Origin of the sequence: Lysinibacillus sp. NPDC093216, from assembly GCF_050280325.1 — a bacterium.
Taxonomy (GTDB): Bacteria; Bacillota; Bacilli; order Bacillales_A; family Planococcaceae; genus Lysinibacillus.
The window spans coordinates 72,858-86,318 of record NZ_JBNNVB010000019.1 but is presented as its reverse complement, the minus strand read 5'-3'; the positions used below and the strand labels follow the sequence as shown (position 1 = coordinate 86,318).

Genomic DNA, 13,461 nt, shown 5'->3' with positions numbered 1-13,461 from the left:
GAATTACCGACCTCCGTTTGCGATTACTTGGCGGACTTGCTCTTCAGTTAAATTTGAACGAATACTGATATCTGCTACAGAAAGACCTTGCTTATTTAGTTCAAGCACCTGACTGACAATAATTTGATGTATAGGTTTCGTTTTTGGAGCAGCTTGTCCTGTTTTCGATGCCTGAGCAGCCTGTTGAACAGCTTGCATAACTTGTTGAACCTTTGGATCTGATATAGCGTTATTTTGCGCTGACGGTGATTTAACCTGAAACTCTGGCTCTAATAACAGCTCTTCTTCAACAATTTTCAGACGACGCTTTAAATTATTTGTTTCTTGAAAAATAGAGATAGATAGCTCCTCTACATCTTGTTCGACCTTTTTCGCGCTATTTTTGAAAAAGAACGAAGTAATAATTAGGAGAATCCCTACAATCATAAGTATGATGGATAAATCCAATAGTTTCACCTCATTAAGTATGTAATTATAAGGTATTTTACCATATGCAAACTTAATATGAAATGAAGGTAGATTTTTTTTTGTTTTATGTTATAATAGGTTAGTCGTATAAATCATGCTCAAAATTTAAATTCTTGATATAGAGTGGGAGGGTTAATAATGCGCGTAAACATTACTTTAGCTTGCACAGATTGCGGCGAACGTAACTACATTTCTAAAAAGAACAAGCGTAACAATCCAGAGCGTCTTGAACTTAAAAAATATTGCTCTCGCGAGAAGAAATACACTCTTCACCGTGAAACTAAGTAATCGCTCATTAAGCCAAAACCACTTGTGGTTTTGGCTTTCTACATTTTAGGAGGTAGCTTAGCATGGATAAAACAACTTTACGGAACGAGGTAAAGGAAGCTCTTGCGAAAATGAGCGAAGTAGCTTACCACGATCAATCAAATGCTGTAGTTAAAAAAGTGCTACAGGAACCATATATAATAGAAGCAACTACAATTGGCATTACCATTTCCAATAAGCCAGAAGTCGACACAATTCAATTAATAGAAGAACTATGGCAACTTGGTAAAAAAGTCGCTGTGCCTAAATGCAACTCAAAAACAAGAGAAATGTTATTTTACGCCATTGACTCGTTTGCCCAGCTAGAAACTGTTTATATGCATTTGCGTGAGCCAATTCCAGAGAAGTGTGAGTTTGTTGACGCAAATGAAATGGACGTCATACTTGTTCCAGGAGTTGTTTTTGATAAGTTCGGCTATCGAATAGGCTATGGCGGTGGTTATTATGATCGCTATGTATTAAACTATAAAAAGGGTAAGCTCATGTCTCTGCTATTTAATGAGCAGCTATATGAACGAGTACCTACAGAAGTGCACGATTGCCCAGTAGATATCATTGTGACACCGACAAAGCGTATTGACTGTGTAACACAACGAGGAGCGAACTAAAATGGACAAAATGTTAGATATTTATGAATTATTAAAAACATATGGCACTTATATTTACACACGAGATCCCATTGGTGATTTGATGTTAATGGAGGATGAAATTCGCGAGTTGTATAAAGCGAATGTACTAGATATTAAAGATTACCAAATGGCATTATTACTAATTCGACAAGAAACAACAAAGCTTCGCATGAAGGAAAATAATCAGTAATGTTTTAAATATAATTCATTTGTGGTATTGTAAAGATAATGTAACATGTATGTAATATTCTTAAAAAAACAGTGGTTTTCCACTGTTTTTATGATTTACGAAACTTTTTACAAACGAAAACGTATATATTACTATCCGGCCCATGTACGAACAAGGAGCACAGTTTTTCCAAAAATATATCTATTGATTATCTGTAAAAAATGGATTAAGATATATTTTGTTTCAGTAACAAATTGTTAAAAATATTATTTTTTTGTAAGAAAGTAGGGAGGATGTTAGGGATGAAATCAATAAAGTGGCCTAAACATTCATTTATGATACTAGCAATTGTAGCAACTTGGATAAAAACGGTCATTGTTTATCACACAAGCTTTGAGATGAAAATCGAAAATGCGATGCAACAATTTATTTTGTTTATTAATCCATTAAGCTTCGTACTATTTGCTTATGGTATATCATTATTCTTTAAATCGCCAAAAGTTAAAAGTCGTTATATAATAACTGTCAGTGTTATTATGTCAATCGTCTTATATGGGAATGTCGCGTTCTATCGTTTCTACAACGACTTTATTACATTACCGGTATTATTCCAAACAAATAACTTTGGTGATTTAGGAACTTCAGTAGCAGCGATTGTTAGCCCTTGGGATTTATTATATTTCGTTGACGTACTTATTCTAATTTTAGCTAATAAATATTTGCCTATGATGAAAAATGCAGTAAAAGTAAACGTGGAATTCCGTCGTGCGTACTTCGTATTAGCGATTGCTGTGTCGTTCTTAAACTTAGGATTAGCTGAAACAGAGCGTCCACAATTGTTAACACGTAGCTTTGATCGTGAATTACTTGTAAAAAACATCGGTACTTATAACTACCATTTATATGACATTTATATTCAATCAAAATCTTCTGCTCAACGTGCATTAGCGGATGGCAGTGAATTAGTAGAAGTGAACAACTATATTCGTTCTAATCAAGCAGCAGTTAACCCTCAAATGTTTGGTAAATACAAGGGTCGTAATTTGATTGTTGTATCAATGGAATCTTTACAAAACTTTGTGATTAATAACCAAATGGATGGTCGTGAAATTACACCATTCTTAAACTCTTTAACAAAAGATAAAGATACGTATTATTTCAGTAACTTCTATCACCAAACTGGATTAGGGAAAACTTCTGACTCAGAGTTTATTACAGAAAACTCATTGTTCGGCTTAGGTCGAGGTGCGGTATTCTTCACGCACGGTGGAAATACGTATAACTCAATGGCTGAGCGCCTTGGAGATAATGGCTACTTTACAAATGTCATGCACCCGAATAATAAATCATTCTGGAACCGTGACATGATGTATCAATCATTACACATTAATAAATTCTATGACATAGACTCATATAAGATTGGCGAAGGGCAAGCTGTTAACTGGGGTATGAAAGATGTCCCATTCCTAGAGCAATCCGCAGCCTTAATGAAAGATATGCCACAGCCATTCTATTCTCGACTAATTACTTTAACGAACCACTATCCATTCACATTGGACCCAGAAGATGTAATGATTCCTGAATATACGTCAAACTCAGGTACATTAAATCGTTATTTCCAAACAGTTCGTTATATGGATGAAGCTCTTAAAGACTTCTTCCAAGGTTTAAAAGATCAAGGTGTATATGATAACTCTATTATTGTAATGTATGGTGACCATTACGGTATTTCAGAAAACCATAACAAAGCGATGGCTCAATATTTAGGAAAAGAAAGCATTACACCATTTGATAATGCACTGCTACAAGAAGTACCGTTATTCATCCATATCCCTGGATCAGGTGACGGTAAAGAAATGACAGAGGTTTCTGGACAAATGGATTTACGTCCAACAATTTTACACCTTCTTGGTGTTGAAACTTCAAAAGATATGCAGCTTGGTGCAGACCTATTCTCACCAGAGCATGAAGACTTCGTTATTTTCCGCGACGGTCGTTTTGTAACAGATAAATATGTATATGCTGGTGAAGCTTGTTATGACAAAGCAACTGGCGAAGAAATTGATGGTGAGCCATGTCAGCCATACGCTGATCGAGCTACGAAAGAACTTGAGAATTCGGATACCATCATTAACGGTGATTTACTCCGCTTCTATGACCAAAAGACAGGTAACTTGAAGCAAGGGGTAGCCAAGTAACAAAAAGTGAGATCTCATTTAATGGATGGCACTGAAAAAGTCCATACCTCGCTTTTTTCATTTGGCACTGTGACTCTACTGTTGTTTTCCGAAGCATTCCGCTCGCTTTCCGCGGGCGAGCGCCGAGCCTCCTCCTACGCTTCGCTTCGTGCGGGGTCTCGTCTGTCACGCTTTCCCGCAGGAGTCGAGCGATGCTTCTCCAAACAACGCAATGTATCATACTATTATTTTAGTCACGCTTCCTTTGTGAAGGATCAATTAGCTTACTGTAAGGGAGTCATTTCAGTCATTGAAATGAAAAGGAACCACAAATTGCACAAATACCGGCTGTCAAAGAGAAGTTGAATGTCTTAAAAGAAGTCGTAGAAGATTTTCAAGAACATCTAAATTACTTTTCTGATGCGGATGCTCGAAAAGGGCATAAGACGGTGGAATCTTCTTTCTTTGGGTACAAGACACATATCGCGATGAGTGATGAACGTATTATTACAGCGGCTGTCCATTACAACAGGTGAAAAAAGCGATGGAAATATCTTCAAGAATTAATTGAAAAAAGCACACAAGCAGGTATGAAAATTAATACAGTTATTGGAGACGCAGCTTACTCTGAAAAGGCAAATATCGAATATACTAAAGAAGAGAAAATCGCCCTTGTGGCAAAGTTGAATCCTATTCTTACACAAGGACCACGAAAAGAAGAAGACAAGTTTGAGTTTAATAAAGATGCTGGAATGTTTGTTTGTAAGGCCAGCCATCTCGCGACAAGAAAAACACGTACGGGTAAAAAAGGAACGAGTAAGAGTTGAAGTCAGACATATTATTTTGATATTGAAAAATGCAAGTATGTCCAATGAGAGAGGGCTGTTATAAAGAAGGCGCAAAAAGTAAAACGTATTCTGTCACAATTAAGTCGGATACACATGCCGAACAAGAGGCATTTCAAAATACAAAAGCTTTTAAGCAATTAGCCGCAAATCGCTACAAAGTAGAAGCGAAGAATAGTGAAATTAAAACGATAGAAAAAGAGCAGCCTCGAATGGAGGCTGCTCTTTTTTCTGTCTAAATTTTAGTGTAATTTTGGTGGATATCCGCTATTAATAACAGTCATAATTACGAACCAACCGAATACTGCAGCACTTAATAAGTTAAAAACAACGCTTAAAAGATTCTTTTCTTTAAGTGCTTGGAATGTACCAACTACAGCTAAAATAGCAACTAGACCAAAAATAACCATTAATAAGTTCATTAGAAATTGACACTCCTTTCGACATCAGAAAATGAATGTCGTAAACAATATTCCTCCTTAATTGTAAACGTTCTACCTGTTTTTGTCGAGAACTAATATAGACTAAACTATGAACATTTATCGTCAAATTGTGGCAAAGGCTGTATAATTGAAATAGAGGTGATAACAATGATAAACGTACGAAGTTATTCACTTGGACCCGTCCAAACGAATTGTTATATCGTATCGAATAAAAACAAGGAATGCTTAATATTTGATCCAGGAGAAGAAGCAGATCGCATCATCAAGGCTATTCGCAGTAACAATCTAAAACCACTAGCCATCTTTTTAACACATGCACATTTCGACCATATCGGTGCCGTGGATGCCGTCCGAGAGGCTTTTAATGTTCCAGTATGGATTCATGAAAAAGAAGTAAGCTGGTTAGGAGATCCAACAAAAAATGGCTCTAGTAAATACGCAGCATTACCAGATTATACTGTTGGTGCCCCAGCTGAAGATAATATTATTAAAAAAGAACAGCTATTTGAAATAAGTGATTTTTATTTTAAAGCTACTTTTACGCCAGGACATTCACCAGGTAGTATTTCATATATATTTGAAAATGAAGGCTTCGCTATTGTTGGAGATACACTATTTGAACAAAGTGTAGGTCGTACAGATTTACTTGGAGGCTCGACAAAAACATTACTTACATCCATTCATGATAAGCTATTGACACTACCTGAGGATACTATTATCTACCCTGGGCATGGCAATTATACAACGGTCGGTGCAGAAATGGAGACAAATCCTTTCTTGAATGGTTTTTAAGGTTAGGCGATAGTTAAAAATGGCTCTTCGTCATAGCGTGGGTTGATTTCCGTTTTAAAGCCTCCGGACGCAATTATGCCGAGGCATAATTGATTAAATTAAAGCCTAAATTAACTTCATAAAATACAAAAATCCCCCTTGCAATTCGTTGGATAGATAAAATAACCAAAATCTAACCATGTAATTGCAAAGGGGGATTTTACTATGTCTTGATATATGATCATGCATTTGGTGAATAAGTTTACATAAAAAAAGCATGTCTCACTTTTGGTGAGACACGCGTTTTTCTTTGTATTAATGACCGCCACCAGGTACGTGAATAAATGTTGTATAGTACGTGAAGCCAGCAAAGAACACAGTTAAATATGCTCCGAAAATGTACATGTACATACGTTCTGAAAGGTTTAAGAAGCCTAATAATAAGAATAAACCTGTATTACCTACGAATAATAGCGATACTTCGTTCATACCACCAAGGTAGAACATGACTGCAAAAATACCTGTCCAGAATGCCATAACTTTATACATATTATCCATGAAGATTTCCCCTCCTTTTGCCCACGACACAATAATCTCTTACTCATTATAAATGATATGAAAGGTATCTGTAAACTGGAACTTCTTCTTCTTTGTGACAAACAATTGGATATTTAAAAATTAACTATCAATTTCTGTCACTTTTATTTCATACTTACATAAATCGCAATTATGTATCATGCTATCAAATTGTACAAATTCATTGCTTGCATATAAAGCATCAACCTGTCCCTTTAAATAGGATTCATGTAAAGAACAAACAATTTCTGAATGGGTAGAAAGCTGCTCCTGGAATGGACAATTATAAATGGAGAAAGTCACACTTTTACCATGCTCTGTTTGTTGTACATGCGGAATATAGCCAATTAATGCTGCATTGTCAGTTAATAGTTGAAGCTTTTGTTCGAAGGAAAGGGTATTATTTAATTGTAACTCAGCATTTACATAATTCTTCATTTGTTGGTAGCCGTCTTGGTAGCTTATATCCTTGCATTTTTCTAATGCAGATGGTCCGAATTCTTGAATTAATTGGATTGTCCATTTTAATAGTCGATCTTCATCACGTCTCGGGAACGTTAATGATACACCTTTATCTGAGGCCTTATAAACACGCCCGGGTCTACCACCTTTCCCAGTTTTGGCAAAATCAGCTGTAATTATATTAATTTCTGAGAGTTTTGTTAAATGTAGACGTGCAACATTTGGATGGATGCCGAATCTATCAGCGATATTTTGGACCGTTACAGTTTTCTTCTCTTGCAGAATGTACTCATAAATAGAGTATCTAGTTTCATCGGCCAATGTACTAGTAATTTTTAATGGATTGATCATTTGCTTCACCTCTATGTATTTTTTGAAATTTTAGCTGTTCTACCAAGTGTAGGAAAAAAATCATGTTAATTCTATTATATTGCATTATTGAAAAAGATACAGTTCCTTTAGACATAAATATTAACTTTTTCATAAGATTATGTTCATATTTAGTGGAAATTTGCATGTTATCCACATTTTTATAGCAAAAAACATGTTTGGCAGGAAATTTTATAGCAAATTTTTATTTTAAGAAAAGGGCTTTTCTCGTGATCGTTTCCTATCTATACTAGGAAATAACGAATAGAGCGGTCATATTCGAATGAACCAGAAGAGGGGTGCGAATATGCAAAATTTTGAAACGGTTGTTGAGCAAAAATGTGAGCAACTTTTACTAAAAGCCTACCATTTCGATGCATCAGATTTATTATTAGTTCCAGAACGTGAACAATATCGTATTTATTTTCGAAAATATGATAAGCTACTCCAAGCAGGTGAATTACCAAACGGGCTTGCGGAACGAATGATTTCCTTTTATAAATTTTTAGCGGCATTAGATATTAGCGAGCGACGCAAACCCCAAAGCGGCTCCTTCCAAAAAGCTATGGAACAAGATCAATATGCCTTTCGTGTTTCTACACTTCCCTCAGTATTTTTAAAAGAAAGCCTAATTATCCGGCTACTTTTACAAAATCATGCATTCCCACTTACTTCCTTATCCTATTCCAAATATGTAGCAGAGTTGTTAATGGAACTAGTGAAACATCAACAAGGACTTTTATGTTTCACAGGTGCAACAGGCTCTGGTAAGTCAACATCCTTATATTCTCTAATCCATTACTGTTCGACAGAGCTAAATCGACATGTCATTTCATTGGAGGACCCTGTAGAAAATAATCAAGCTAACCTTTTGCAGATTCAAGTAAACGAACGAGCTGGCGTTACATACGCTACAGGATTAAAGGCTATTTTGCGCCACTCACCTGACGTCATTATGATTGGTGAAATACGTGATAAAGAGACTGCAAAAATCGCAATCGAGGCAGCTTTAACAGGTCATTTAGTAGTTTCGACTATTCATGCGAAAGATTCGATAAACTGCCTTTATCGATTTATTGACTTAGGCGTTTCAGTTGAAGAACTTCGTCAAACTGTGGTCGGTATTGTTGCTCAAACACTTTTCCAATCACCAATAGTTCAAGAAGAACGCCGTGCATTGTTTGAAATATTAAGCGATGTTCATCTTCAAATGGCCATCAAAGCAATTATGCAAAAAACTAGCTTTGAATTACCACATGATTTAACGCTTACAGGTCAAAAAGAATTGATGGAGAGTCAGATCTATGCGAATACGAAAGTTTATTGAAAGAGTTCGATTAAATTACAAAAAGGCAACAAAATGGCGAGTAAGGGAGCAAGCTCATTTTTTTAGTCGATTAAGCGTGTTAATGCAGGAAGGCTACTTATTCCCACAAGCTATTTCTATTCTATTACCCCATCATATTGAAGCGCATGAAGAAATACAAAAGCTAGTCAATGAAAGACTGAGGCAGGGTGTCGGTGTTTTAGGAGTTTTTGAAGCGTTACAAATTCCAAAGCAGCATTTAGTAGCTATTGCAGTTGCCGAAAATAATGGACATATGATTGAGACCTTAAAAGGTGTGGCAAAGCAAATGGCTTTAAGTGAATCGACGAAGAAAAAATTAATGAAGCTACTCTTATATCCAGTAGTGCTCATTATATTTTTGATGCTGTTGTTTTTAGTGTTTCGCACCATTTTCTTTCCTAATATAGAAAAAATGGTGGCAAGTCGAACTGCTGGCACAGAGGAGACAAGCATTGCTTTGTCAAAAGTATTATTGCATTTTCCTGATGCTTTAATTGTCGTAAGCATAGCCGTAATTTGTAGTATTTTCTTTTTTTACCTTTATCTCAAACGCCGTCCGATTGCTCACCGGCTAAATATTATTTTAAAAACGCCATTGATTCGAATTTATATACGAATGTCTTTGACGAGACAATTTGCTGCTTATTTAGGAAGTCTACTCCTAAGTGGCTTTTCTTTACAGGCAAGTCTACAAATTTTAGAGGAACAGCGACTTCAACCGTTTCTACAATATCTGGCACGATGTATAAAGGAGCGTGTTGTTTTTGGTGATACGCTAACACAAGCTGTTCATTTGATGACGGTTTGGCAGATGGACTTTTCAACATTTGTTGAACATGGAGAGCAAAGTGGTTATCTAGGAAAAGAGCTGGTACTGTACAGCGAATTATTGACAGAAAAGCAAGAGCAACTATTGCATAGAATCCTTGCGTTTGTGCAACCAACCTTTTTTATCATTATTGCAATGTGCATAGTTGCTGCATATGTAAGTTTATTATTACCGATATATCACATGATTGAACTAGTATAGGAGGATAATAATGAAACGTCTAAAGCAGCAAGCTGGATTTACATTGATCGAAATGCTCATCGTTTTGCTAATTATTTCCGTATTAATTTTAATAACAATCCCAAATGTTACGAAACATTTTGCCACCGTCGATGAGAAGGGCTGCAAAGCGTATATCTCTATGGTGCAGGGGCAGGTAGAGGCCTATCGAGTAGATTTTATGGCTTATCCAACAATTGAAGATTTGGTAGCAAAAGGCTATTTAAAGAAAAATGTAACGACTTGTCCTAATAAAGAAGAGATAATGATTACTAATGATGGAGAGGTACGTTTGGCGAAGACTTCTTCCAATAATGGCTCTTAACTAATGGATACTATAAAAAGTGAGCGTGGCTTTACGTTTGTTGAAATGATCATTGTTTTGTTTATCGTTATGTGTTTGTCAGCGGTTGTCGTAAAGTATTCGGTTAAAGCAGAGGAAACTAGGGAGCTTGAGCGATTTTTTACACAAATTCAATTAGATCTGCAATATATACAAACGTATAGCATGCACCAAAGGGAATACATTTCGATGAAGTTTGAGAGTTCATCAAAAAGATATATCATTAAAAAGGATTTTTATACAGAATTATATGAACGTCCTTTTCCTAAAGGGGTTGAAGTCATTCTTTCTTCAAGTTCAATTACCACGATTATTTACAATTACAATGGAAACGTTATGACCCCAGGGACAGTTTATTTTAAAACGCCTCAAGGCACTAAAAAGGTTGTGATTACGTTAGGGCGAGGGAGATCGAGAGTTGAATGAATCTGGTTATTCATTTGTAGAAACAATTTTATCAATCGTCATTGTTATGTTATTATGCACGACATTAATACCGATCAGCTATATGATGAAATCGACTCTTTATAACAAGAAGTTAGAAGTTATCGCAGCTGAAACGGCCTATGAAGGCTTAAAGCGTTATCGCTATTTACAGCAAATGGAAGGCACTAACACCGTTGAAAATGTAGATTTTCAATGGTCTATGAATGGACAGGGGATATGTGTAAGTTTTCAAAATACACGAGAATTACGTAAAAAATGTATACAACTGACAGGTGAAGTCGATGAATGAACGAGGCTATACATTATTAGAAGCGTTATTTCAATTAGTTGTTTTTGTGCTTATTGCACACCTTGTTGTGTTTATTATGCTCTGGTTTGCAGAAATGAAAACAACAGTACTATCTGATGAACAATCAAAGTGGGAGCTTTTTGTTTATGATTTGAATATGTATTTAAATGATATTTCTTCATTTACGATTCGACAAGACCAAAAGAGAATAACCTTCCAGGAAGGACTTACTATTCATTCTATTGATTGTTATAGCAATTTAATTCGTGATCAAGTAAATGGTGGTCATGTACCAATGCTAATTGGTATTAATAAATGTAGGTTCCAATTTGAAAAAGATATGTTAACAGTAGCTGTTGAACTTCCAAGTGGTATCAAAAAGGAGCGAACTTTCTATGTTCCAGTTATTGAAAAATGACAGAGGGGCTATTTTTTTAATCGCAATTGCATTATTATTTTTTGTAACTACTTTTGTTCTTACGTATTGTACGTCTTATGAGATTCAGTTTCGAACATATAATGACCTAGAAAAGCTGAATATTCGAGCTACGATAAATTTATTAGGACAAATTTTGTCAGACAGTGTAGAATCGTAGTTATAAGAAGGTGATTCGAATGCGAAAAATATATTTAGTTGGTTTTATGGGCTCCGGCAAAAGTGCGTTAGGAAGACGTTTAAGCTATTTGTTAAAGATGCCATATTATGATATGGATCATGAGATTGTTCGGCAGCAGGGAATGACAATTCCACAGATATTTGAAAAATATGGAGAAGCACGTTTTCGGGAAATAGAAACAGAATTTTTGAAAAATTTCCGAGACGAAGCTTGTATTATTTCAACAGGTGGTGGGGTAGCGATCAATGCTGAAAATCGAAAAATAATGAGACGCAGTGGGCTCGTGTTTTTTTTAGATGCGACATTCGAAGATATATACAAACGAATACAGCATGATCCGAACAGACCAATAGTACAGAGTTCAACGAAAGAGGAGCTAGAGAAGCTGTATCATTATAGAAGAAGATTCTATCGTGAAACAGGACATATACAAGTGTTAACAGAGGGCAGAACACTCCGCCAAATTCTTGAGTATTTAGTATTCCAAGTCAAAAGGTTAAAAGGCGAACATTGATAAAAATTAATGATTTGAATGTTCGTGTTTTGATATAGATTAAAAAATGATTGCCTTTTCAATGCAATTAATGTTAGGATATAGACAAATAAGTAACTAAATGTTCATTGAATACTAAATAGTACCAAGATGAATCTTGGGCGGATGATTGTGCGGGGAGAGCACGTGTAGACGTCACCGAAGGAGCAAATAACAAAATGTTATGAATCTCTCAGGTAAAAGGACTCGTACAAGACGCAACTCTGGAGAGAGCTGTAGTACTACAGCCACCAAAGGGGAAAGCCGGCTGATTGGCATTGTAGTAATGCGAGCCAGTCTGGTGTAACTTTCAGGTTTAAGGACAGAGAATCCCGAAAAGGGGTTCGTCTGTCTTTTTTTATGTCTAAATGTTTTGCTAATGATGTTAGTTCCTATTTCTTAATTGAATGAACAAACAGGGGAAGCATGATGCATTAATAAAAGCAGACGAACTACTACCAGTAAAAAATGTAACTACCATTAAGGGGGCAAAAATAATGACGAATGAATTAAAGCGTACACCTCTATTTGAAGAATATGCAAAGTATGGTGGTAAAACAATCGACTTCGGTGGATGGGAATTACCAGTGCAATTCTCTTCTATTAAAGAAGAGCATGATGCAGTACGTAATCGTGCTGGCTTATTTGATGTATCACATATGGGTGAAATTTTAGTAACTGGACCTAATTCACTAGATTTTTTACAAAATCTTTTGACAAATGATATTTCAAAAATTGCAGTAGGTCAAGCGCAATATAATGCAATGTGCTATGAAGATGGTGGCGTTGTTGATGATTTATTAACGTATAAATTAGCAGACAATCATTATTTATTGTGCGTAAATGCGTCAAATATTGAAAAAGATTATGATTGGATGATGGAAAATCAACATCAATATGATGTGACGATTGACAATCAATCAGATGCTTATGCACAAATTGCCTTGCAAGGACCATTAGCAGAAGAGGTTCTTCAAACATTAACAGACACTGATTTAAAAACAATTAAATACTTCCGTTTCCAAGCAGACGTTGAAGTTGCTGGTCATAAAGCATTAGTATCTCGTAGCGGTTACACAGGAGAAGATGGTTTTGAATTATACGGCTCTCCAGAAGATATTAAAGCTTTATGGAATGAAATTTTAGAGGCTGGAAAAGACAAAGGCGTTGTTCCAGCAGGTTTAGGCTGCCGTGATACACTTCGTTTTGAAGCAGGTCTTCCATTATACGGGCAAGAGCTATCAGCGACAATTTCACCTCTTGAGGCTGGTATTGGTTTTGCTGTGAAGTTAAATAAAGAGGATTTTCTTGGTCATGATGCATTAGCTGAACAAAAAGAAAATGGACTTTCACGTAAAATTGTAGGTATTGAAATGATCGATAAAGGAATTCCTCGTCATGGCTACAAAGTGTTTAAGGATGGTAAGGAAATCGGTGAAGTAACAACTGGTACACAGCTTCCTTCTTCTAAACGTAATGTTGGTCACGCGTTAATTGACAGCCAATTCACAACTATCGGAACTGAATTAGAAATCGAAATTCGTGGTAAGCACTTAAAGGTAGTAACAGTTGAAACACCGTTTTACAAACGTTCAAAATAA

Annotated in this window: 17 protein-coding genes, 1 pseudogene and 1 riboswitch; of the genes and pseudogenes, 14 read left to right on the top strand and 4 right to left on the bottom strand. The window is 35.9% G+C overall.

From position 1 onward, the window contains the following. Positions 1 to 3: 3 nt before the first annotated feature. Positions 4 to 456 (bottom strand): hypothetical protein, encoded by a 453-nt coding sequence (locus ACQKOG_RS18890; protein ID WP_370081616.1) that lies wholly within the window; start codon positions 454 to 456, stop codon positions 4 to 6. A 150-nt stretch (positions 457 to 606) separates the two neighbouring features. Here ACQKOG_RS18890 and rpmG point away from each other — a divergent pair, with 150 nt between their 5' ends. From rpmG to ACQKOG_RS18865, 5 genes and pseudogenes are all read left to right on the top strand, one after another. Then, entirely contained in the window at positions 607 to 756 is a 150-nt protein-coding gene (gene rpmG, locus ACQKOG_RS18885; protein ID WP_008408521.1) for a 50S ribosomal protein L33, read from the top strand. A gap of 62 nt (positions 757 to 818) precedes the next feature. Beyond that, complete coding sequence (locus ACQKOG_RS18880) at positions 819 to 1,403, top strand: 5-formyltetrahydrofolate cyclo-ligase (protein WP_370081618.1); 585 nt, start codon at positions 819 to 821, stop codon at positions 1,401 to 1,403. A gap of 1 nt (position 1,404) precedes the next feature. Then, positions 1,405 to 1,614, top strand: coding sequence for a YqgQ family protein (locus tag ACQKOG_RS18875; RefSeq protein ID WP_049663926.1), 210 nt, complete (start codon positions 1,405 to 1,407; stop codon positions 1,612 to 1,614). A gap of 281 nt (positions 1,615 to 1,895) precedes the next feature. Then, a complete protein-coding gene (locus tag ACQKOG_RS18870) occupies positions 1,896 to 3,791 on the top strand; it encodes an LTA synthase family protein (protein ID WP_427447903.1) in 1,896 nt (631 codons plus the stop codon). Positions 3,792 to 4,037: 246 nt separating this feature from the next. Next, a pseudogene (locus ACQKOG_RS18865) lies at positions 4,038 to 4,854 on the top strand (transposase); the annotation flags it as partial. A 3-nt stretch (positions 4,855 to 4,857) separates the two neighbouring features. On the opposite strand, the gene ACQKOG_RS18860 reads toward ACQKOG_RS18865, so the two are convergent. Continuing rightward, on the bottom strand, positions 4,858 to 5,037 hold the full coding sequence (locus tag ACQKOG_RS18860) for a DUF2759 domain-containing protein (protein ID WP_132356740.1): 180 nt from the start codon (positions 5,035 to 5,037) through the stop codon (positions 4,858 to 4,860). Positions 5,038 to 5,205: 168 nt separating this feature from the next. On the opposite strand from ACQKOG_RS18860, the gene ACQKOG_RS18855 reads away from it, so the two are divergent. Next, a complete protein-coding gene (locus ACQKOG_RS18855; RefSeq protein ID WP_427447901.1) occupies positions 5,206 to 5,850 on the top strand; it encodes an MBL fold metallo-hydrolase in 645 nt (214 codons plus the stop codon). A 294-nt stretch (positions 5,851 to 6,144) separates the two neighbouring features. Here the strand turns inward: ACQKOG_RS18855 and ACQKOG_RS18850 are convergent, their stop codons facing one another. Next, complete coding sequence (locus ACQKOG_RS18850; protein WP_024361272.1) at positions 6,145 to 6,387, bottom strand: DUF2626 family protein; 243 nt, start codon at positions 6,385 to 6,387, stop codon at positions 6,145 to 6,147. A gap of 120 nt (positions 6,388 to 6,507) precedes the next feature. After that, positions 6,508 to 7,218, bottom strand: a complete 711-nt coding sequence (locus tag ACQKOG_RS18845; protein WP_370080495.1) for a helix-turn-helix transcriptional regulator — start codon at positions 7,216 to 7,218, stop codon at positions 6,508 to 6,510. Between the two features lie 325 nt (positions 7,219 to 7,543). Between ACQKOG_RS18845 and comGA the strand changes: the two genes are divergently transcribed. The 8 genes from comGA to gcvT all read left to right on the top strand — a co-directional run bounded on the left by comGA (position 7,544) and on the right by gcvT (position 13,461). Further along, the gene (comGA, locus tag ACQKOG_RS18840) at positions 7,544 to 8,563 is read left to right on the top strand and encodes a competence type IV pilus ATPase ComGA (protein WP_370080497.1); all 1,020 of its coding nucleotides are present in this window, start codon (positions 7,544 to 7,546) and stop codon (positions 8,561 to 8,563) included. Continuing rightward, the gene (comGB, locus tag ACQKOG_RS18835; RefSeq protein WP_370080499.1) at positions 8,541 to 9,614 is read left to right on the top strand and encodes a competence type IV pilus assembly protein ComGB; all 1,074 of its coding nucleotides are present in this window, start codon (positions 8,541 to 8,543) and stop codon (positions 9,612 to 9,614) included. Before comGA ends, comGB begins: the two co-directional genes overlap by 23 nt. Positions 9,615 to 9,624: 10 nt before the next feature. Beyond that, a complete protein-coding gene (gene comGC / locus ACQKOG_RS18830; protein ID WP_402869756.1) occupies positions 9,625 to 9,957 on the top strand; it encodes a competence type IV pilus major pilin ComGC in 333 nt (110 codons plus the stop codon). A 3-nt stretch (positions 9,958 to 9,960) separates the two neighbouring features. Beyond that, the gene (gene comGD, locus ACQKOG_RS18825; RefSeq protein WP_370080614.1) at positions 9,961 to 10,401 is read left to right on the top strand and encodes a competence type IV pilus minor pilin ComGD; all 441 of its coding nucleotides are present in this window, start codon (positions 9,961 to 9,963) and stop codon (positions 10,399 to 10,401) included. After that, positions 10,394 to 10,711, top strand: a complete 318-nt coding sequence (locus tag ACQKOG_RS18820) for a hypothetical protein (protein WP_370080615.1) — start codon at positions 10,394 to 10,396, stop codon at positions 10,709 to 10,711. Before comGD ends, ACQKOG_RS18820 begins: the two co-directional genes overlap by 8 nt. After that, positions 10,704 to 11,129 (top strand): competence type IV pilus minor pilin ComGF, encoded by a 426-nt coding sequence (comGF, locus tag ACQKOG_RS18815; protein ID WP_370080617.1) that lies wholly within the window; start codon positions 10,704 to 10,706, stop codon positions 11,127 to 11,129. The genes ACQKOG_RS18820 and comGF overlap by 8 nt, the downstream gene beginning before the upstream one ends. 197 nt (positions 11,130 to 11,326) lie before the next feature. After that, a complete protein-coding gene (locus ACQKOG_RS18810; RefSeq protein WP_402869759.1) occupies positions 11,327 to 11,842 on the top strand; it encodes a shikimate kinase in 516 nt (171 codons plus the stop codon). Between the two features lie 144 nt (positions 11,843 to 11,986). Beyond that, a riboswitch (glycine riboswitch) is annotated at positions 11,987 to 12,079 on the top strand. 278 nt (positions 12,080 to 12,357) lie between these two features. Next, on the top strand, positions 12,358 to 13,461 hold the full coding sequence (gene gcvT / locus ACQKOG_RS18805; protein WP_402869761.1) for a glycine cleavage system aminomethyltransferase GcvT: 1,104 nt from the start codon (positions 12,358 to 12,360) through the stop codon (positions 13,459 to 13,461).